General features: G+C 26.4%; 25 protein-coding genes. 24 read left to right on the plus strand and 1 reads right to left on the minus strand.

Annotated features, from left to right (window positions below; translation table 11 throughout):
• Window positions 1-267: 267 nt before the first annotated feature.
• The 10 genes from BT993_RS03995 (at window position 268) to BT993_RS07185 (ending at window position 5,397) form a co-directional block, all read left to right on the plus strand.
• The gene (locus BT993_RS03995; RefSeq protein ID WP_072593343.1) at window positions 268-867 is read left to right on the plus strand and encodes a ribonuclease HII; all 600 of its coding nucleotides are present in this window, start codon (window positions 268-270) and stop codon (window positions 865-867) included.
• Between the two features lie 9 nt (window positions 868-876).
• Window positions 877-1,110, plus strand: a complete 234-nt coding sequence (locus BT993_RS04000) for a hypothetical protein (protein ID WP_072593344.1) — start codon at window positions 877-879, stop codon at window positions 1,108-1,110.
• Window positions 1,111-1,286: 176 nt separating this feature from the next.
• The gene (infA, locus tag BT993_RS04005) at window positions 1,287-1,505 is read left to right on the plus strand and encodes a translation initiation factor IF-1 (protein ID WP_012858377.1); all 219 of its coding nucleotides are present in this window, start codon (window positions 1,287-1,289) and stop codon (window positions 1,503-1,505) included.
• Between the two features lie 18 nt (window positions 1,506-1,523).
• Window positions 1,524-1,637, plus strand: a complete 114-nt coding sequence (gene rpmJ / locus BT993_RS04010) for a 50S ribosomal protein L36 (RefSeq protein ID WP_066895657.1) — start codon at window positions 1,524-1,526, stop codon at window positions 1,635-1,637.
• A gap of 136 nt (window positions 1,638-1,773) precedes the next feature.
• Window positions 1,774-2,139 (plus strand): 30S ribosomal protein S13, encoded by a 366-nt coding sequence (gene rpsM / locus BT993_RS04015; protein ID WP_072593345.1) that lies wholly within the window; start codon window positions 1,774-1,776, stop codon window positions 2,137-2,139.
• Between the two features lie 26 nt (window positions 2,140-2,165).
• Window positions 2,166-2,549: a 30S ribosomal protein S11 gene (gene rpsK / locus BT993_RS04020; RefSeq protein ID WP_012858380.1), complete on the plus strand. Its 384-nt coding sequence runs from the start codon at window positions 2,166-2,168 to the stop codon at window positions 2,547-2,549.
• Window positions 2,550-2,577: 28 nt separating this feature from the next.
• The gene (gene rpsD, locus BT993_RS04025; protein ID WP_072593346.1) at window positions 2,578-3,165 is read left to right on the plus strand and encodes a 30S ribosomal protein S4; all 588 of its coding nucleotides are present in this window, start codon (window positions 2,578-2,580) and stop codon (window positions 3,163-3,165) included.
• A 54-nt stretch (window positions 3,166-3,219) separates the two neighbouring features.
• A complete protein-coding gene (locus tag BT993_RS04030) occupies window positions 3,220-4,188 on the plus strand; it encodes a DNA-directed RNA polymerase subunit alpha (protein WP_072593347.1) in 969 nt (322 codons plus the stop codon).
• Between the two features lie 39 nt (window positions 4,189-4,227).
• Window positions 4,228-4,605, plus strand: coding sequence for a 50S ribosomal protein L17 (gene rplQ, locus BT993_RS04035; protein ID WP_072593348.1), 378 nt, complete (start codon window positions 4,228-4,230; stop codon window positions 4,603-4,605).
• A gap of 525 nt (window positions 4,606-5,130) precedes the next feature.
• Window positions 5,131-5,397 (plus strand): hypothetical protein, encoded by a 267-nt coding sequence (locus tag BT993_RS07185; RefSeq protein WP_083557381.1) that lies wholly within the window; start codon window positions 5,131-5,133, stop codon window positions 5,395-5,397.
• A 27-nt stretch (window positions 5,398-5,424) separates the two neighbouring features.
• Here BT993_RS07185 and BT993_RS04045 read toward each other — a convergent pair whose 3' ends face one another.
• Complete coding sequence (locus BT993_RS04045; RefSeq protein ID WP_072593350.1) at window positions 5,425-5,994, minus strand: xanthine phosphoribosyltransferase; 570 nt, start codon at window positions 5,992-5,994, stop codon at window positions 5,425-5,427.
• A gap of 147 nt (window positions 5,995-6,141) precedes the next feature.
• Between BT993_RS04045 and BT993_RS04050 the strand changes: the two genes are divergently transcribed.
• From BT993_RS04050 to murA, 14 genes are all read left to right on the plus strand, one after another.
• Window positions 6,142-7,365, plus strand: coding sequence for a helix-turn-helix transcriptional regulator (locus BT993_RS04050; RefSeq protein WP_072593351.1), 1,224 nt, complete (start codon window positions 6,142-6,144; stop codon window positions 7,363-7,365).
• Between the two features lie 56 nt (window positions 7,366-7,421).
• Window positions 7,422-8,120 carry a 23S rRNA (guanosine(2251)-2'-O)-methyltransferase RlmB gene (gene rlmB / locus BT993_RS04055; protein WP_072593352.1) on the plus strand — a complete coding sequence of 233 codons (699 nt, stop codon included), beginning with the start codon at window positions 7,422-7,424 and terminating at the stop codon, window positions 8,118-8,120.
• 8 nt (window positions 8,121-8,128) lie between these two features.
• On the plus strand, window positions 8,129-10,726 hold the full coding sequence (leuS, locus tag BT993_RS04060; RefSeq protein WP_072593353.1) for a leucine--tRNA ligase: 2,598 nt from the start codon (window positions 8,129-8,131) through the stop codon (window positions 10,724-10,726).
• Between the two features lie 57 nt (window positions 10,727-10,783).
• On the plus strand, window positions 10,784-11,680 hold the full coding sequence (locus BT993_RS04065; protein ID WP_083557382.1) for a DMT family transporter: 897 nt from the start codon (window positions 10,784-10,786) through the stop codon (window positions 11,678-11,680).
• Between the two features lie 68 nt (window positions 11,681-11,748).
• Window positions 11,749-13,029, plus strand: coding sequence for a 3'-5' exonuclease (locus BT993_RS04070; RefSeq protein ID WP_072593354.1), 1,281 nt, complete (start codon window positions 11,749-11,751; stop codon window positions 13,027-13,029).
• Window positions 13,010-13,783 carry an NAD(+)/NADH kinase gene (locus tag BT993_RS04075; protein ID WP_072593365.1) on the plus strand — a complete coding sequence of 258 codons (774 nt, stop codon included), beginning with the start codon at window positions 13,010-13,012 and terminating at the stop codon, window positions 13,781-13,783. The genes BT993_RS04070 and BT993_RS04075 overlap by 20 nt, the downstream gene beginning before the upstream one ends.
• 10 nt (window positions 13,784-13,793) lie before the next feature.
• Window positions 13,794-15,422, plus strand: coding sequence for a DNA repair protein RecN (recN, locus tag BT993_RS04080; RefSeq protein ID WP_072593355.1), 1,629 nt, complete (start codon window positions 13,794-13,796; stop codon window positions 15,420-15,422).
• 92 nt (window positions 15,423-15,514) lie between these two features.
• Window positions 15,515-16,993, plus strand: coding sequence for a sodium:solute symporter family protein (locus BT993_RS04085; RefSeq protein WP_208600507.1), 1,479 nt, complete (start codon window positions 15,515-15,517; stop codon window positions 16,991-16,993).
• Entirely contained in the window at window positions 16,994-17,134 is a 141-nt protein-coding gene (locus tag BT993_RS07425) for a hypothetical protein (protein ID WP_167359434.1), read from the plus strand. It abuts the gene before it with no gap.
• On the plus strand, window positions 17,121-18,596 hold the full coding sequence (locus BT993_RS04090; protein ID WP_072593356.1) for a sulfatase family protein: 1,476 nt from the start codon (window positions 17,121-17,123) through the stop codon (window positions 18,594-18,596). Before BT993_RS07425 ends, BT993_RS04090 begins: the two co-directional genes overlap by 14 nt.
• A gap of 19 nt (window positions 18,597-18,615) precedes the next feature.
• The gene (locus BT993_RS04095; protein ID WP_072593357.1) at window positions 18,616-19,479 is read left to right on the plus strand and encodes a tyrosine-type recombinase/integrase; all 864 of its coding nucleotides are present in this window, start codon (window positions 18,616-18,618) and stop codon (window positions 19,477-19,479) included.
• Window positions 19,472-19,876, plus strand: a complete 405-nt coding sequence (locus BT993_RS04100; RefSeq protein WP_072593358.1) for a hypothetical protein — start codon at window positions 19,472-19,474, stop codon at window positions 19,874-19,876. The genes BT993_RS04095 and BT993_RS04100 overlap by 8 nt, the downstream gene beginning before the upstream one ends.
• 37 nt (window positions 19,877-19,913) lie before the next feature.
• Window positions 19,914-20,477, plus strand: coding sequence for a DUF1694 domain-containing protein (locus BT993_RS04105; RefSeq protein ID WP_012858401.1), 564 nt, complete (start codon window positions 19,914-19,916; stop codon window positions 20,475-20,477).
• A gap of 10 nt (window positions 20,478-20,487) precedes the next feature.
• The gene (gene murA / locus BT993_RS04110; RefSeq protein WP_012858402.1) at window positions 20,488-21,756 is read left to right on the plus strand and encodes a UDP-N-acetylglucosamine 1-carboxyvinyltransferase; all 1,269 of its coding nucleotides are present in this window, start codon (window positions 20,488-20,490) and stop codon (window positions 21,754-21,756) included.
• Window positions 21,757-21,954 lie beyond the last annotated feature (198 nt).

The raw sequence follows: 21,954 nt of genomic DNA on the forward strand, positions 1-21,954 counted from the left end.
TCTTAATCACCTTTTTTTAAAATATAAATTATTGTAATTTAGGATTAATCTTGAGTGGAAAAAAAGTCTTGAAAATGTTATAATTTTCTATGTAAAAAGTTTTAAATACATAGTAGAACTTATGGTTAAATAAAAAGATTATTTTAAAAATATAAAAACAATAATTTTATATCAACTTAGCAATTAATGAAAATATAACTCATAGGGAGTTTGTAAAATTCTCTTTTTTTAATTTATTGAGGTATAATATAAACAGGAGATGATGAAATGCTTTGGGAATTTGATAAGGGTTTTAAGAATAAAGTTATAGGTGTAGATGAGGCAGGACGTGGACCACTTGCAGGACCTGTAGTTGCAGCTTGTGTTCGTATCAATAAATATAGTAAAAAATTAAGTGAGTTAAATGATTCAAAAAAATTAACTGATAAGAAAAGGAGAGAACTTTTTGAATATTTAACTACAAATGATGATATAGAAATAGGTGTAGGTATAGTAGATGAAGAAGTTATAGATGAAATCAACATATTAAATGCTACATTTTTAGCTATGAATAATGCTTTAAATGAAATAAATAAAGATGAAGAAGATTTAGTATTAGTTGATGGAAATAAGGAAATTAAAGGTTATTTAGGTAATCAACAAGCTATAGTAAAAGGGGATAGTAAATCTGTTTCTATAGCAGCTGCATCTATTATAGCTAAGGTAACAAGAGATGATATTATGAAAGCATATGATATTAAATATCCGGGTTATGGTTTTGCAAAACATAAAGGTTATGGAACTAAAATTCATTATGAATGTATAAAAGAAAAAGGGATATGTGATATACATAGACTTAGTTTTCTGAAAAATTTATATAAAAAATAGGAGAAAATCATGCAAGAGAATTGTATAATTTGTGGGAGTGAAGAATTTTGTATAAAAAATGTTTATTTACCTGTAAAAGATATGAAAGATAGTAATGATTTAACACAAAGAATTTTTGATTTAATTGCAAAAAATGAATTGTTTTATTTAAGAATATGTAGAAATTGTGGTAAAACTGAACTATATAATGCAGCTATAGTTGAGAAAAAGTTTTCTAAAAATAATTGTAAGTGTTGTAAATAAAAGAAAAATGATGGAAATAATTAATATTTTTCTTATTTCAAAAAAAATATTGAAAAGTATTGAAAAAAACATCAACTTATGATATACTAATTCAGTATAAACGGTTTTTGTTTGATGAGTGATAACTACTCATCAAGTTTTATTGTTTAATTTTTAGAAAGATTTGAGGTGAAAATATGGCAAAACAAGATGTTCTTGAACTAGAGGGAGAAATATTAGAAGCATTACCAAATGCAATGTTTCAAGTTCGTTTAGAAAATGGACATGTTTTACTAGGTCATATCTCTGGAAAAATGAGAATGAACTACATTAAAATTTTACCTGGAGATAAGGTTACAGTTGAAGTATCACCATATGACCTTTCTAGGGGTAGAATCGTTTATAGAAAAAAATAATATAGGAGGGTTTTTATAATGAAAGTAAAAGCATCTGTTAAACGTATCTGTGATAAATGTAAAATTATCAAAAGACACGGAAGAGTAAGAGTAATATGCGAAAACCCTAAACACAAACAAGTACAAGGATAGACATCTAAAATTTTTATATATATTTACTTAAATTATGTAAAAATTGTAAAAATATGTTTAGCTGTAGAGCTTGTACTTTATGTTTGGGTAAAGGCATATTGATGAAGGTAAAAAAATTATTTAAGGAGGAAAGGAATTGGCTAGAATAGCAGGAGTTGACATACCAAGAAACAAAAGAGTTGAAATTTCACTAACTTATATCTACGGAATAGGAAGAAGTATTTCAAATGAAATTTTAGTAAAAGCTGGTATAAACAGAGATACTAAAGTTAAAGATTTAACTGAAGAAGAAGTAGGGAAAATCAGAACTATCGTAGAAGAATATAAGATAGAAGGGGAATTAAGAAAAGAAATTAGACTTAATATCAAGAGATTAACTGATATTAAATGTTACAGAGGTTTAAGACATAGAATGGGATTACCAGTAAGAGGTCAAAAAACTAAGACAAATGCAAGAACTAGAAAAGGTCCAGCAAAAATGGCTGTGGCTAAGAAGAAGTAAAAATTTTAGATAGGAGGACCATATAAGTGGCTAAAAAACAAGTAGTTAAAAAGAAAAAATTAAAAAATATACCAAGTGGTATAGCTTATATACATTCTACTTTTAACAACACAGTTGTTACTATCACTGATAGTGAAGGTAAAGTAGTTATATGGAAATCAGGTGGAACATCTGGTTTCAAAGGTACTAAAAAAGGAACTCCATTTGCTGCACAAATAGCTGCAGAACAAGCTGCTCAAGTAGCTATTGAAAATGGAATGAAAAAAATAGAAATTAAAATTAAAGGGCCTGGATCAGGAAGAGAAGCTTCAATAAGATCAATCCAAGCAACAGAGTTAGAGGTAACTAGAATAGTGGATATTACTCCAGTACCTCATAACGGGGCTAGACCGCCTAAGAAAAAATTATAATTAACAAGGCAAAGGAGGAAATTGAAAAATGGCAAGAGATAGACAGCCTATTTTAAAGAAATGTAGAACTCTTGGATTAGATCCAAGCATTTTAGGTGTAAATAAAAAATCAAAAAGAAATATAAGACCAAATGCAAATAAAAAATTAACTGAATATGGAACTCAATTAAGAGAAAAACAAAAAGCAAGATTTGTATACGGTGTAATGGAAAAACAATTCTATAAATTATATGAAGAAGCAACAAGAAAAGAAGGAGTAACAGGTGAACTATTACTTCAATATTTAGAAAGAAGATTAGATAACGTAATATATAGATTAGGATTTGGAGCAACTAGAAGACAAGCTAGACAAATAGTTAGTCATGGACATATCTTAATCAATGGTAAAAGAGTAGATATAGCTTCTTATAGAGTAAAACAAGGAGATGTTATTACTCTTAAAGAAGGATCAACAGAACTTTCAATAATTAAAGAATCAGTAGGACAAAAAACAGTTCCTGGATGGTTATCGTTAGAAGAAGGAACTTTAACTGCAAAAGTTTTAGAAAATCCTACAAGAGATGCAGTTGACTTTGAAATTAACGAAGCAATGATAATCGAGTTCTATTCAAGATAATAGTTGATATTATTAGATTATTGATAAAATTCTATATAAGGGAGTTGGTTTATCTTGTTAAATATTGAGAAGATAGCAAAAAACATTAAGCTTACAGAAGAGAAAATTGACCAATACAGTGCTAAATACACATTAGAGCCACTATATAGAGGTTATGGAAATACTATAGGTAATGCGTTAAGAAGAGTACTTTTATCATCAATACCTGGTTCTGCAATTAAAGGTGTTAGAATAGATGGTGTTTTAAATGAATTTTCTATGATAGAAGGAGTTAAAGAAGCAGTAACTGATATAGTATTAAATATAAAAGAAATAGTAGTAGAACTAGATGAACCTGTTGAAAAAAGAATGAAATTATCAGTTGTAGGACCAAAAGTTGTAACAGCTGCTGATATAATTCCAGAAGCAGGAATAACTATAGTAAATCCTGAACAAGTAATTGCAACAATTACAACTAAGAAAGCTATAGATATGGAATTTATAGTAGATTCTGGAGAGGGATTTGTAGTATCTGATGAAATTAACACTTCAGGTTGGGAAGCAGATTTCCTTGCTGTTGATGCAATATATACACCTATTAGAAAGGTAAGTTATCAAGTAGAAGATACTATGGTAGGACGTGTTACAAACTATGATAAATTAACTTTAACTGTTACTACAGATGGAAGTATTGATATACATGATGCACTATCTTATGCAGTAGAGTTAATAAATATTCATACTAAACCATTTGCTAACATAGGAACTGCAATGGCTAAGTTTAGATCAGAAGAAGAGTTAGAAGTTGAAGTTTCAAATGAAAATCAACCATCTCTTGTTGAAGAAACTAGAATAGAAGAATTAGGATTAACAATACGTTCATATAACTGTCTTAAGAAAGTAGACATTAATACTATAGGTGAATTAATAAAACTTACTAAAGAAGATCTTAAGAAGATTAAGAATTTAGGTAATAAATCTGCAAAAGAAATAATTGAAAAAATGAAAGAATATGGTTATGAAATGTCTTCATCAGAAGAATAGAATACCGAATTTTAAGTAAGATAGGAGGACAAATTTTTTATGAATCACAGAAAATCATATAGAAAATTGGGAAGAAGAAGTGATCATAGATTAGCAATGATGAAGAATATGACAATATCTTTAATTAATGCTGAACAAATAGAAACAACAGTAACTCGTGCTAAAGAGTTAAGAAAGTTTGTTGAAAGAATGATTACTTTAGGTAAAAAATATAATTTAGCTAATGACGATAAAGCAAAATCAGTACATATATATAGACAAGTGTTTGCTTTTTTAAGAAATGAAGAAGCAACAGCAAAGGTTTGCAAGGAAATAGCTCCAAGATATACAGAAAGAAATGGTGGTTATACAAGGATTATCAAAACTGATGTAAGAAGAGGAGATTCTGCTGAACTTGCGATTATAGAATTAGTTTAGTAAATTTAAAAAATCGCTTTTGCGATTTTTTAAGTTACGGTAAAATTTTTTAAAATTAGATAAAATAATAAGTAATATTATTTAAAATGTTAGCAAGGCGGGGTTAATTTTTTAATCTTGAAATTTATTATATGACATAATAAATTCATGAGAGAAAGGAATAATAAATGAAAAAATTATTAATGTTATTTTTAGTCGTGGGGGGTTAATCTCTTTTTCTGCAAAAATAACTAAAACTAAGAATGAGTAAAAAAAACTTCTAACACACAAACTATAAATAACCCTAAGTCATCTAAGGTAACAGGACCAAGATATAGACTAGAGGGAGCAATTAGTGCGACGCCTACTCTTAATAAGAGTAAAAATACTGGAAATGAAATAACAACATATGTTGCTCAATCTATAGCATTTTTACCTGAATGGAAAGCACAAATTAACAAAAAATTTGATATAACTTTTGGTCCTAAACTTACAGCAGTTTTATCAGAAATTATAGAAAGTGATAAATTCACAATATTTCCTAATATGCTTGTAGGAATGGAAACAGATTTTAATTTTAAAGTAAATGAAAATGTTAAGATATATACTAGTATGGAAGCTGGAGTAGGTTTAGGTGTAAAAATAAATACAAATGGTAAGTGTAAAAGTAAAAATGCTACTTATGAAAGAAGAGTATATTTATTTAAAGGTTCTTTTGGAACTAAAATAAATGATAAATACAATATTGGATTTTATGGAAGTATGGTTGGAAAAGGTGTATTTGGATTAGAACTTGGATATACATTTAAATAAAAAGCAGTTGTTTAATCAACTGCCTTTTTATTTAAATTCTATTGTTTTATTTAATGATTTAATTTTTACAAGAGATTCAAGTCTTACTCCCATATCTTCTATTTTTTTAGCACCAACTTGAAAAGATTTTTCTATTACTATACCTACACCAACTATATTAACTTTAGCTTGTTTTAGTAGTTCTATTAAACCTAATGAAGCTACACCATTTGCAAGAAAATCATCTAAAATTAATACATTTTCATTTTCTTTCAGATAATTTTTAGATATCATTATATCATACTCTTTTCCTTTGGTATATGAATATACTTTAGTTTTGTATACTTCATTATCTAAATTTTTAGATTCAGTTTTTTTAGCAAACACTACAGGAACATTATTAAAATGTTGTGAAGCAATACATGCTATTGCAATTCCTGATGCCTCTATAGTAACTATTTTATCAACTTTAACATCAGAAAATCTTCTTTTAAATTCTTTACCTATTTCATTCATAAATTCAACATCTATTTTATGATTTAAAAATGAATCAACCTTTAATATGTTATTTTCTTTTAAGCTACCCTCTTTTAAAATTTTTTCTTTTAAACTATTCATAGTTGGTATCCTTTCTTTAATTTCATATATATTAGCATTTTTTTTATTAAATTTCTACAATTTATTTAAATTATCATTGAAAATGTAAAAAAGTAAAGGTATAATATAGAAAAATGTGTAATTGAAATAGAAAGTCGTAGGTGTAGAATGAAATATTTTAATGACAATACGTTCAATCAATCAAGTCGACATGTTAGTATAATTACTAAATTAAGAGATAAAAAAGGAGAAAAATCCATACATACAACTCATAAATTTGCTTTCATAGTTTCTGGTTCGGGAAAAATTAAATTAAATGAAATTGAGTATGATGTAAAAGAAAATAGTTTGATTTGTATTAATCCGTGGAGTACAACTGAAATAACAGAAGTAATCACGCCTATGAATATATTAATTTTTTCTTATAATAGTACGTACATAACTAGAATAGTAACTCAAATTAGACCTGAATATATTGATATATTTAATAATATTGAAAAATTAAGTAAAATAGATTTAAATGGTAGGGCTGGAACCAAAATTAAAAAGATACTTCTTGAAATTAGAAATGAAATAGGTGATGATAATATTTTAGAATCTATAGATAAATTTATTGCAGGAGCCTATTCTGAAATATTTATTATTTCTAAATTTTTAGAACTTTTTATAGTTCTATCTCGTAATAGTAATAAATTAAAAAATGAGGAAAATAATTATACTGAGGCACAGATGTTAATAAAATACATACATGCCCATTCTAATGAAAAACTTACTATTAATAAACTTGCGGTAATATTTTTTATTAGTGAATCAACTGTTAGAAGATATATAGAAGAACATACTGGTTTAACTTTTAATGAGTTGTTGTATAAGATAAGACTAGCTAAAACAGAAGATTTATTAGTACATACTAATTTAAGTTTAGATGATATAGCTAATATGTCAGGATTTGTAGATGGTTCTCATATCACAAAAATTTGGAATATGAAGAAAAATATGACTCCTACATCATATAGGAATATGTATAAGGATTCATTTACTGGATTTAATGAGAATGATAAGAAAATAATTTTTGATATAATTAACTATGTTAATAATGAATATATGCAAGATATTAAAATAGAACAGATATCTAAAAAATATGATATTTCAGAAATAAAGATAAATAAATTACTTTTGTCATATGTTGATAGAAATTTCAGTACATATTTAAATCATATTAGAATAAATAAAGCATGTGAATTATTAATTAATACAGATACCCCTATAATAGACATATGTTTTGAGGTAGGTTATAATAATATTAAATCATTTAATAATAATTTTAAAAAGAATAAAAATATGACCCCTACATGTTTTAGGGAATACAAAAAAAACATATCTAATAATTGACATTGATATATAACTAAAGTATAATAAAAAAAGAGTTTTTATTTAGGAGAAGAATAATGGAAAAAATTAAAGGGATTAATCCCGTAATAGAGATTTTAAAAAGTCAAACAACTATTGAAAAATTAGAGATATATAAAGGGATAAATAAGGCACATATCAAACAGTTATTAGAACTTGCAAGTAAAAGAAATTTAAAAATATTTTACACAGATAAAAGAGATAACAATTCTCAAGGTGTAGTAGCATATATATCAGAATATGATTATTATGTTGATTTTGTAGCTTTTTTAGAAAAAGAATTAATGAAAGAAGAATCAACTATAGTAATATTAGATCAAATACAAGATCCAAGAAATTTTGGAGCTATAATTAGATCTTGTGAATGTTTTGGTGTAAGTGGAATAATAATTCAAGATAGAAATAATGTAAAGGTTACAGAAACTGTAGTTAAATCATCGACAGGAGCTATAGAACATATAGATATAGTTCAGGTAACTAATATAGCTGACACTATAGAAAAACTTCAAAAATATGGTTACTTTGTTTATGGTGCAGAGGCTAACGGAGAAAAGTTTTATTATGAAGAAAAATACCCTAAGAAAAAAGCCTTAGTTTTAGGAAGCGAGGGTAAGGGTATGAGAAAGAGAGTTAGAGAAACTTGTGATAGTATATTAAAAATTCATTTAAAGGGAGAAATAAATTCATTAAATGTATCTGTTGCAGCAGGTATACTATTATCTGAAATGAGTAAATAGGAGGGAAAATGGCTAAAGAATATATTGCTAAAGAAATAGAACAAAAATGGCAAGAAATATGGGAGAAAAATAAGGTATTTAAGACTGAAAATAAGGTTAAAGGAAAAGAAAATTACTATACTTTAGAAATGTTTGCTTATCCTTCAGGTAAATTACATGCAGGACATTTAAGAAACTATACTATAGGAGATGCTATTGCAAGGTATAAGAAGATGAAAGGATTTAATGTCTTACACCCATTTGGTTGGGATTCATTTGGATTACCAGCTGAAAATGCAGCTATAGATAATGGTGCTAGTCCAGCAGTGTGGACATCACAAAATATAGAAAATATGAAAAGACAATTAAAGTTAATGGGTCTTTCATATGATTGGGATAGAGAACTTGCGACTTATAAAAAAGAATACTATAAATTCAATCAAAAGTTTTTTATAGAGATGTATAAAAAAGGATTGGTTTATAAAAGAAAATCATATGTAAATTGGTGTCCTGATTGTAATACTGTACTTGCAAATGAGCAAGTTGAAGATGGTAAATGTTGGAGACATGGTAAAACATCAGTAATACAAAAAGAATTATCACAGTGGTATTTTAAAATAACAGATTATGCAGAGGAATTACTTTCAGGTCATGATGAATTAAAAGGTTATTGGCCAGAACAAGTATTAGCAATGCAAAAAAACTGGATAGGTAAATCTAGTGGGAGTGAAGTAATATTTACTTTGGAATATAAGGGGAAAGAAATAGAAATACCAGTATTTACTACAAGAGTAGATACTATTTATGGTGTAACATATATTTCTATAGCACCTGAATTACCTTTAGTATCAGAAATAGTATTAAAAGAAAAACCAGAATTAAAACCATTAATTGATGAAATGATTAATGAGGATAAAATTTTAAGAGAAGCTCAAGATAAAGAAAAAACAGGAGTATTTACAGGTCTTTATGTAAAACATCCATTAACTAATAAAAATATACCTGTATATATTGCAAATTATGTATTAATGGATTATGGAACAGGAGCTGTTATGGGTGTTCCAGCCCATGATGAAAGGGATTTTGCTTTTTCTAAAAAATATAACTTAAATGCAAAAGCTGTAATTAAAGCTAAGAATCCAGAAGATGATTTTGATGGTAATAAGACTTTTTTAGGAAAGGGAGAATTAATTAATTCAGAAGAATTTAATGGGATATATAATATAGAGGCTAAAGAAAAAATAGTTGAAAAATTAGAAAAAATTGGAAAAGGTCGTTTAACAGTAAATTATAGACTACATGATTGGTTAATAAGTAGACAAAGATATTGGGGAACACCTATCCCAGTTATATATGATGAAGATGGGAATGTTTATTTAGATGAAAATTTACCAGTAATTTTACCAACTGATATAGACTTTAGTGTTAAAGGGAACCCTATAGAAACTTCTCCAACTTTTAAAGAAGTTATATTACCTAATGGTAAAAAAGGTTATAGAGAAACAGATACTATGGATACCTTTGTTGATTCTTCATGGTATTATCTAAGATATTTAGATCCAAGTAATGAAAACTTAGCTTTCTTAAAAGAAGATGCAGATAACTATACTCCTGTAGACCAATATATAGGTGGGATAGAACATGCTGTAATGCACTTGCTTTATGCAAGATTTTTCCATAAGGTATTTAGAGATTTAGGATATTTATCAACTAATGAACCATTTAAGAGATTACTTACTCAAGGTATGGTTCTTGATTATTCATATTATTCTAATAATGAAAGAAGATATTTACATAAAGAAGAAGTTGAAATTAAAGATGGAAAAGCATTTAATGTAAAAACAGGAGAAGAATTAATTTCTAAACTTGAAAAAATGTCTAAGTCAAAGAATAATGGAGTAGATCCAGAAAAAATTATTCAAGAATTTGGAGCAGATTCTGCTAGAGTATTTACACTATTTGCTGCACCACCAGAAAAAGAATTAGAATGGAATGCAAATGGAGTTGTAGGAGCATATAGATTTATTAATAGAATATATTTAATGGCACAAGAATGTTTAGATATATTAACAGCAGATTATTCAGAAATAGATTTAAGTAAAAGAAGTAAGGAAGATGAAAACTTACAAAGAAAAACTCATCAAACTATAAAAAGAGTTACAGATAGTATGGAAGATAATTTCCACTTTAATACTGCAATAGCAGGTAGTATGGAACTTATTAATGAGCTTACAACATATAAGCAAAATGTATTAGATTTAGATAATAAATCTAGTGAATCAAATAAGATTTTCAAAGAATCAATGATATCACTAATATTAATGATGTCTCCTTTTGCACCACATTTATCTGAAGAAGTTTGGGAATTATGTAAAATGGACGGATATGTGTTCAACGCATCTTGGCCTACATACATTGAAGAACTTACTCATGTTTCAGAGATAACTATGGTAGTTCAAGTAAATGGAAAGGTTAGAGGAGAATTTGAAACTAATATTAATGTAAGTAAAGAGAAAATTATAGAAAAAGCTCTTGCTAATGAAAATGTACAAAGAAATATTGAGGGTAAAGAAATTTTAAAAACTATAATAGTACCTAAGAAATTAGTAAATATAGTTGTAAAGTAATATAAGTAGGGTCAAAGACTCTACTTATTCACTTTTAATATATTCTAAGAAAGTGAGTTGAAAAAATTGAAAATAGGCATTAAAAATTTAAAATCAGAATTAATATTGTTTATAGTTTCTATAATTTGGGGTACTGGATTTATAGCTACAAAGGTTGCTGTTGATAGTGGCATGGAAACATATAATATACTATTTGTAAGGTTTTTAATTTCAACTATTTTACTTTACTTTATGCTTAAAATAAAGAAAATTAAAATAGAGAGGAAATCATATATTGCTGGATTTATACTTGGAAGTATACTTGTTTTAGCATATATGATGCAAACCTTTGGATTATACTATACTACCCCTGCAAAAAATTCAATTTTAACTGGACTTTCTGTAATATTTGTTCCATATATGTCCTATTTACTATATAAAACAAGGGTAGATAAGTATACTTTTATTGCCTCTATATTTGCATTTGTTGGTATATATCTGTTATCAGGAAATTTTTTAGAATCTATTGATGGATTTAATAAGGGAGATTTCTATACTGTAGTATGTGCTATTTTATTTGCACTTCATATGGTAGTTACAGGATATTATGTAAATAAAATAAACACAGTAGTACTTGCCTATGTACAATTTTTAATTGCAACTACATTATCATTAATACTTGCAATATATTATGGACATTTAAAAGTAATATCAACATCAGGAATATTTGCTTCATTATATATGGGAGTATTTTGTACATTTGTGGCATATACATTACAAATAATTGGTCAAAAAAGAGTTAATTCATCAACAACAGCAGTAATATTATCTTTAGAAGTAGTATTTGCTACTATTTTATCAATATTTTTAGGATATGATAAGTTTCATATTTTAATATTATTTGGCTCATTATTAATATTTGTAGGAATAATGATTTCAGAAACTAAATTAGATTTTATATTTAAGAAAAAATAGGAACTTAATGTTCCTTTTTTTTTGTATATATTGTATAATATAGATATAATAAAAAGTAAGGAAGAGTAATGGAAGAAAGAGAATTACAAAGTCTTAGAAGAAAAGCAAAAAAATTAAAAGTTCAATTAGAAAGACATGAATCTTTTATGGAATTATTTGAATATATTAGAAAAAATATATTTATTTTAAATCCAATAATATTAGATGTAGAAACTACTGGAATTAGAAAAAATGATGAGATATTGCAATTAAGTATAATAGATCTTGGAAGTAACATAGTTTTTGATAAATATATGAAACCTAAGTATGTTACTGATTGGGAAGAATCTTTTAAAATACATAATATTTCTTATGAAATGGTAGAAAACAAAAAACCTATCTCTTATTATAAAAGAGATATAGAAAAGATATTAAAAAAACATAAATTGATAATAGGGTATGAAGTAAATTCTGATATTGCTTTTTTAAAGAGAGCAGGGATAGAACTTAAGTCTAATATAGTATTAGATATAGCCTATCTTTTTTCATTATTATTTGAAAATGAAAATTTAATAGATAGAAAGATTAGACCTAGTTTGTTAGATGCAGCTAAATTCTATAATTTAGATTTTAATGCTCATGATGCCTTGAGTGATTGTATAGCTACATTACATTGTTTTAAAAGCATATTAGTTGAAAAAAAAGAAAAATTAGAGTTTAAATATGATATTAATGTAATGAGCTTTTTAGAAGAAGAAAATAAGATTGAAGAAAAAAGTGATAAATTAACTAAACTTGCAAGAAAGTATGTTAAATTATTTGAAAGTATAGGTAATAAAATAGTACTTGATTTAGAAACAACAGGTATTAGAGAAAATGATGAGATAATACAACTTAGTATTATAGATACTAATGGAGAGAAATTATTTGATGAATATTTTAAACCTTTAAATGTAACAGAATGGAAAGAGGCATATAAGATACATAATATAAGTAAGGAAATGCTTGAAAATAAATCAAGTATTGAAGAATATAGAGAAAAAATACAATCTATACTTGATTTTACAGATTATATGATAGGATATGGTATAGATTTTGACTATAAATTATTACAAAGACAAGGATTTAGTGTAGAACATATTAAAAAAATAGATATATCAGATTATTTTAAATATATATATAGAAAAATATTTAACGATCCAAAATTAAAAAGACCAAAATTAATAGAATGTTCAAGTTATTATGAATTTAAAGATAAAGGGTTCCATAATAGCTTAACAGATTGTTTTGCAACCCTTAAATCGTATAAAGGGATATATAGAGATATGTTAGAAGAATTGAGTGATAAAAATGAAAGTAAAAATAATTAAAAAAAATACATTAAGTATTGATGAAATTAAATACTTTTTAGAATATTTAAACCAAAAGCAAATTGAAGTAGTTGAAGATATATCTTTAGCAGATGTTTTAATTACGTTTGGTGGAGATGGAACATTACTTTCTACAGTAGAACATTTAAGAGTGAAAAATATACCTGTGTTTTCAATTAATTATGGAAGTATAGGATATATGACTAAGATAAGTAGTAAAGATGCTATAATTTCATTTGAAAAATATATTAATGGAGAATATATGATAGATCATAGAAAATTTTTAGAAGTTAGTTTTAAAAATAAGGTTTATTATGCTCTAAATGAATTAAGCATATTAAAGTTTGCTATAAATTCAAAGTTAATTAATGTAAGAGTTGAGCAAGATGAAAAATTAATAAATGTTTATAAGGCAGACGGTATAATAGTTGCAACTCCTACAGGTTCTACAGCTTATTCACTTTCTGCTGGTGGACCTATACTTGCACCTAATTTAGATGCAATTTGTATAACTCCACTTGCACCTCAAAGCCTTACTGCCAGGTCTATTATAATAAACGGTAAAAATAAGCTTAAATTTTCAGCTTTTGGAAGAAGTGAATATGTTGGTTTAAATATAGACGGAAATCTTCATTTTAAACTTTGTTCTGAAGATGTTGTTTATGCAAAACTTTCAGATATGGGAATAGATTTGATATATGTAGATAATTTAAATTATTATAACATTTTAAAACAAAAATTACATTGGACTTAGGGGGTCATAAATGTTAAAAGAATTAAAAATTGAAAATTTAGCAATCATTGATGAAATAGACATTAATTTAGAAAAAGGTCTTACTGTACTTACAGGAGAAACAGGTGCAGGTAAATCTATAATACTTGATGGTCTGTCTTTAATTATTGGTGAAAAAGCAAATAAGGAAATGATAGGTAAAAATAGTGAAAAGGTAACTGTTGAGGCAGTCTTTAATTTAGATGAAGAACAGATAGAAAAATTAAATGATTTAGATTATGAATTTAATGATGAATTGATAATTTCAAGAGAATTTGGAATAGATAATAAGGTGAGGGTGAATAATAAGAGGTTTACTCTATCAAATTTAAAAGAAATTAGTAGCAATGTTTTAGATTTAGTAGGTCAACATGATCATCAATATTTACTTAATTCTAATTATCACCTATATTTACTTGATAAATTTTTAGATAAAGATAGTTTAAAAATTAAATCTAATATGAAAGAATATATATCAAAAATAGATACTTTAAATGAAGAAATTGAGATTATAAAAAAAGAAAAAAGTGAAGTTATAGAAAAAAGAAGTCTATATGAATATATAGTAGATGAAATATTTAAACATAATTTAGAAATTGATGAAGATGAAGAACTTGAAAATGAATATAACGAATTATTTAATTCAGGAATAATTACAGATAAATTAACTGAAATACTTGATATATTAGATTTTAGTAGTTTTAAAAAGGTGAAAAAAGATTTAGAAAAATTAAGTGAGTATTCAAATAAATATGATAATTTGACTGAAAGATTTAATAATGTTTATGAAGAATTAAATGATATGGTAGATGAATTATCTTCATCACTTACTAGTGTAGATAATAATCCATATAGATTAGAAGAAGTAAATGATAGACTTAATATAATAAAGAAGCTTAAAATTAAGTATGGAAGTAGTATTAAGGAAATACTTGAATATGGAGAAAATATTAAACATAAACTTGAATTAATAGAAAGCTCTGATGAAACTTTATACAATAAAGAAAAAGAATTAGAAGAGAATATAAAAGGGTATACAAAACTTAGTAAAAAGCTATCTATACTTAGAAAAGATAAGGCTAAGACACTAAAAGATAGTGTTATGAAGGAATTAAAAGAATTAAATATGCCACAAGTAGTATTTGATATAGAGTTTACAGAAATTGATAGAATAAATATTAATGGTAATGATGGTGTTAAATTTTTAATTTCTACTAATAAGGGAGAGAAATTAAAAGATTTATCAAAAATAGCATCGGGTGGAGAAATATCAAGAATAATGCTAGCACTTAAAATAGTATTTTCAAAAGTTGATCATATTTCTTGTTTAATATTTGATGAAATAGATACAGGAATTTCAGGAGAAACTGTAATTAAAATAGCAAATAAGCTTAAAGAATTATCAAATAATGTTCAAATAATATGTGTAACTCATTCACCACAGATAGCAGCAAAGGCTAATAATCAATTTTTAATATATAAAGAAAGTGATGAGAAAAATACTAGAACTAAGATAAAGAAATTAGACACTAAAGAAAGAGTAAGAGAAATTGCAAGAATATTATCAGGAGATAATATAACTAAGGCGAGTTTAGAGATAGCTAAAGAAATGATGAAGTAGATAAAATAGTTATATTGACAACAACAGAAATCGAGGTATTCTTTATTAAGAGGTGTGAACCATTTCCTCAAATATATAAAGAAGGTGGTAAAATGTTAAATTTTAACTGGATGTTAGATGGAAGTATTGTAGGATTTTATATCTTAATAAGTCTTATTGTAGGACTTTTAATAAGAAAGTATGTTAAAAATGTTGATGATTTTCTAGTTGCAGGAAGAAGTGTAGACCTTTATGTTGGAATGGCTTCTCTTGCAGCAACTGAATTTGGAATTATAACATGTATGGCTGCTGGACAATTAGGATATAAGTATGGATTTTCAGGAGCAACAGTAGGTCTTCTTATGGCAATAATCATGTTTACTGTAGGAAAAACAGGATTTTGTATAGAACCATTAAGAAAAGCTGGAGTAGTAACTATACCTGAATTTTTTGAAAAGAAATTTGGTAAAAAAATTAGATGGGCAACTGGAGTAGTTATAGTTTTAGGTGGACTTTTAAATATGGGAGTTTTTCTTAGAACAGGTGGAGAATTTTTAGTATATGTTGCTGGATTAAATCCACGTTATTTAGAAATTACAATGACTATACTTTTATTAATAGTCGCATTATATACCATATTTGGTGGAATGCTTTCAGTTTTAGTTACAGATTATATGCAGTTTCTTCTTATGAGTGTAGGTCTTACTTTAACTACATTTATAATATTTTATAAAGTAGGTTGGAATACACTATTTAATACAGTTATAGAAAAATATGGAGCAGGAGGATTAAATCCTTTTGTACATCCTCAATTAGGTTGGCAATATGTTCTATATACAGCTTTAGTTTTAAGTGCAACTGTTTTAACGTGGCAAACTATGGTATCACGTGTATTGTCTGCTAAAAATGAAAAAGTTGCTAAAAAAATGTATACAAAAACAAGCTTTTTCTATATTGTTAGGTCATTAATTCCTGTAATTTGGGGAATTACAGCACTTTCTTTTATAACTCTTGAATCTGTAGGTGGAGCTCCTATAAAAGCTATGCCTAAAATGTTATCAGTACTTCTTCCAAGTGGAGTTATAGGTATACTTGTAGCAGCAATGCTTGCAGCTGATATGTCAACAGATTCATCATATTTATTAGGTTGGGCTAGTGTTATATACAACGATATATTAATAATATTTCATAAAAATTCATGGGAAGAGAAAAAAGCTATTTTTGTAAATAGAATACTAGTAGCTTTAATAGGAATATTTTTACTATTATATGGATTATGGTATCCTTTAAAATCAGATTTATGGGTATACATGACTCTTACAGCTACAATTTATTCAGTAAGTGTTTCAACTTTATTAATAGCTGCATGTTATTGGAAAAAATCAAATGATTGGGGAGCTTATGCTGCAATAATTATTGGAGCTTTAACACCTATTAGTTTTTTAGTATCACAACAAGTAGAAGTTTTAAAACCATATGCAGATAAGATAGGTCCATACTATTCAGGAATAGCATCATTTGTATTTACATGGATAGCTATGATAGTAGGTTCTTATTTAAAAAATGCGTTTTCTAAAAAGGAAGTGAAATAAATGAAACTATTAGTATTGTTTTGGGAATTTTTAATAATTTTTGGTCTTACGTGGTATATATATACTATAATAATAGTTGGAATAAAAGGATTTAAGAACATAAAAGAAATGTTGGAGGCTGTAAGCAATGAAAAAAAATAATATTTTATTTATTATTGCAGATGATTTAGGAGCATGGGCATTAGGTTGTTATGGAAATAAAGATGCTATAACTCCTAATATTGATATGTTAGCAGAAAAAGGTAAAATATTTGAAAATTTCTTTTGTGTTTCGCCTGTGTGTTCTCCAGCAAGAGCTTCAATTTTTACAGGAAGAATACCATCACAACATGGAATACATGATTGGCTTGATGAATGGGAAAATGGTGTAACAACAGAGGATTATTTAAAAGGACAATCTACATTTGTAGATGTTTTATCAAAAAATGGATATACTTGTTGTATGAGTGGAAAATGGCATATGGGACTTGCAGATGTTCCTCAAAAAGGATTTCATTATTGGTATTCACATCAAAAAGGTGGTGGACCATACTATAATGCACCTATGTATAAAGATGGAAAGTTAGTACATGAAGAGGAATATATAACTGATAAAATAACAGATTATGCTATAGAATTTTTAAATAATATTGATAAAGAAAAGGAACCTTTCTTTTTAAATGTTAATTATACAGCTCCTCATTCACCATGGGATAAGAAAAATCATAAAGAAGAAATTTTAAAACTTTATGAGGATTGTAAATTTGAATCTTGTCCAAGAGATCCATATCATCCTTGGAAAATAGCTGAAACATTTGAGGGTAGTGAAGAAGAAAGAATAGAAATACTTAAAGGATATTTTGCAGCACTTACTGCTATGGATTTTGGTATTGGAAAAATAATTAGCGAACTTGAAAAGAAAGATATGCTTAAAGACACCCTTATAATCTTCACAAGTGATAATGGAATGAATATGGGACATCACGGTATTTTTGGAAAAGGGAATGGAACAAGTCCTTTAAATATGTATGATAGTTCTGTTAAGGTTCCATTTATAATATATAAAAAAGATGAAACAGAAGCAGAAAAAGTAAATAATTTATTAAGTCATTATGATATAAGATTTACATTACTTGAATATTTAGGATTAGATGATATTAAAGATGAAAATATCGACTATCCAGGAAGTAGTTTTTCAGAGATACTTAATAATAAGAAGATAGATAATGATAATAATGTAGTAATATATGATGAATATGGTCCAACAAGAATGATTAGAAATGAAAGATATAAGTATGTTCATAGATATCCTGATGGACCACATGAGTTTTATGATATACAAAATGATGTAGAAGAACATGTAAATGAGATTAATAATGAAAAATATAGTGAAATTATAGATGATATGAGAAAAGAACTTGAAATATGGTTCTTAAACTATGTGAATAAAGAAATTGATGGTGCAACACTTCCAATTTATGGTGCAGGTCAGAAAAAACTTGCAGGTAAATGGGGTGGATATGCAAGAGATACTTTTGGAAGATATCATTCAAAATTCATATTTTCATCTGATAGTAAATTAAGTGAAGATGAAGAAATAGAAATAGAAAATAAAATACAATAAAAGAGAATTAGAGGTGAACATGGTAGAAGTAAACTCATTTTTAGATTATCTTAAATTTGAAAAAGGTAATGCTGATAAAACTATAGAAAGTTATAGAAATGACTTATATACTTTCTTTAAAAAAGTAAATAAAAAAGTATGTGATATAACTAGTGATGATATCTATAATTATATAGAAAAGCTTAAGGAGAAATATACATATAATACAGTTATTAGAAAAATAAGTAGCATAAAATCCTTTTTTAAGTTTTGCTACATTGAAAAAATAATTAAAAATGATCCAGCAAATAAGATACATAATTTAAAAAAAGAGAAAAGACTACCAAATGCTCTAAGCGTTGAAGAAATTAATGCTATAATACAAAGCTTCAATCATGAACCAGTAAATAGAAGAAATCAATTAATGGTTAAATTTTTAGTGGCAACAGGTGCTAGAATTTCAGAAGTAATTAATTTAGAAATTAAAGATATAGAAAATTCTGATTTTGAATTTGCTAAACTTTATGGTAAAGGAAGTAAGTATAGATTTGTTCCTATATATTTAGAACTTGAAAAAGAAATAAAGGAATATATAAGAGATATAAGACCTAAAATTAAAGGAAGTGAAAATAGTTATTTACTTTTTCCTGGAATTAGAAGAGAGAATTTTTGGAAGATATTAAATAAACATGCACAAAATGTAGGGATAGAAAAGAATATACATCCACATATATTTAGACATTCTACGGCAACAATGATGATAGAAAATGGTGCTGATATTAGAATAGTTCAAGAATTGTTAGGTCATGCAAGTATTACAACAACAGAAATATATACTCATGTTGAAAAATCTAAACTTAGAGAAATATATAAGAAAGTGAAAATTGGAGAAGAAGATGAATAAAGAAATATTTAAAAAGTATAGTTTTGAGATGTTAATTTTAACTATATTTATCATAACAGGTGTAATATTTAAATTTAAATTATTAGGAGAAAAAAATATATTTTTACTGTCAATTTTAACGACTAGCTATATTTTATTAAACTCTTGTATATTAAAAATTGTATATAAGTCATCATTTCCTAGATTAATAGTAAATATTATGTTTGCTGTGGATATATTAATACTTTTTATGGGAACTATCAATCTACTTTACATTATTTTTTATCATTTAATATATTTACTATTCCTATTAGTTATATATAAGACAGAAGGTATAGTAAGGGTAAAGAGAGGAGTAATTTTTTACATATTATACGGAATATTCAAGATAGTATTTGTTTACTTTTTATTAGCTTAACATTGAATAGATTGTGTATTTATGTTAAAATCAGTTTATGATACTTGAAAATGATATATTAAAAAAAATAGAAAAAGTTAAAGATAAAATAATTAATGCTAGAATTGAAAAAAATAAATATTTGGGAGAATATAAGGAAAGGGTTATAGTAGCACTAACAAAACAGGAATTGGAAGAAAAATTTATATATCCTGAAGTTATTAAGGCATTAAGAAAAAAAATAGCGTCTAAAATGATAGTTTCAAGAGATGTGGATTTATCAAAATTAAAGAAATATATATATCTTGCAAAACAGATGAAAATATCTTGTAAAATGATAGATGGAATTAGTTATACTGGAGAAGTTGGATTAGTTGTAATAGCCGATGATGAAGTTAAAAATAGATCTGAAGATCCTGTAGTATTAAGTTTTAAAGAAAGAATATTAAATTCAGGACTTGACATAGTTTTTTATCAGGCTATGGGAAAGAAAATATCCAAAAAATATTATGAAATTATTAAAGAAAAATTACCTGAGCTTGTAGATTATTATGAACCTATAGGATTTTTTGACAAGATAACAGGTACTATTTGCCCTATAACACAAAAATTAGAGAATTAATGGAGGAAACATGGTTGAAGGATTTAAAATAGAAGGTAAAAGACCTCTAAATGGTATAATAGAAGTAAGTGGAGCAAAGAATGCTGCTCTTCCAATAATAATAGCAACACTTATAGAAAAAGGGGAACATATATTAAGAAATGTACCTGATTTAAGAGATATTAGAATACTATTTCAACTACTAGAAGATTTTGGAATGAAAGTTGAAAAATTAGATAGTAATAGTTATAAAATAATTAATGATGGCTTTAAGAGAAATGAAGCAAGTTATGAAATAGTTAAACAAATGAGAGCTTCATTTTTAGTTATGGGGCCTATGGTTGCTAATTTACAAGAATCTGTAGTTTCTCTTCCAGGAGGTTGTGCTATAGGAAGTAGACCTGTTGATATACACTTAAAAGGATTTGAAGCATTAGGAGCAGAAATTACTCAAATAAGAGGATATATTCATGTTGTTGCTGAAAATCTTAAAGGAGCAGATATAGCTTTAACTTTCCCATCAGTTGGGGCAACACAAAATTTACTAATGGCAGCAGTTAAAATTTCAGGTACTACTAGAATAATTAATGCTGCAAAAGAACCAGAAATAGTAGATTTAGGAAATTATTTAATAAAAATGGGTGCAAAAATTGAAGGACTTGGAACTAACACTATAACTATTGAAGGTGTAGAGAAATTACATGCAGTTGAATATTCAATTATGCCTGATAGAATAGAAGCAGGAACATATGTTATTGCATCTATAGTTACAGATGGAGATCTTAAAATTAAAAATGCAAATATTGAAGATTTAGGTGTATTTAAACATCAACTTGAAGCTATGGGAGTTAAGTTTGAAAAAAATGGAGATATATTAACTGTTAAAGGGAAAGTTAAAGATTTAAAGCCTACTAGAATAGTTACTATGCCACATCCAGGTTTCCCAACAGATATGCAAGCTCAAATGATGTTATTGCTTTCATTAATTAAAGGACATAGTGAAGTAGAAGAAACTGTGTTTGAAAATAGATTTATGCATGTACCTGAATTAAATAGAATGGGTGCAGATATTAATATAAGACATGGGATAGCAAATGTTGAAGGTGTAGAAAACCTTTATGGAACTAATGTAATGGCATCTGATTTAAGGGCAGGAGCAGCATTAGTTGTAGCTGGTCTTATAGCAGATGGAGATACAATTTTAAGTAGAATTTATCACATAGATAGAGGATATGATAAATTAGAAGAAAAATTAAATAAAGTTGGAGCTAAGATAGAAAGAATAAAACTTGAAGTTTAATAAAAAAGTATTGCACCTAAAGATAATATTAGAGGTGCAATTTTTATTTAAAAATTGACAAAAAATGGGGGGTATAATATTTATATTAAAAAATATTTATATTTTATTTTAAAAAAAATATATCGTTTAGAAATATAAAAGATACCAAATAAATTCATTTATATAGTAAAGAATCTAATTATACTTCATAATATAATA

The sequence above is a fragment of the Streptobacillus ratti genome (genome assembly GCF_001891165.1).
In the GTDB taxonomy this organism is placed as follows: Bacteria; Fusobacteriota; Fusobacteriia; order Fusobacteriales; family Leptotrichiaceae; genus Streptobacillus; species Streptobacillus ratti.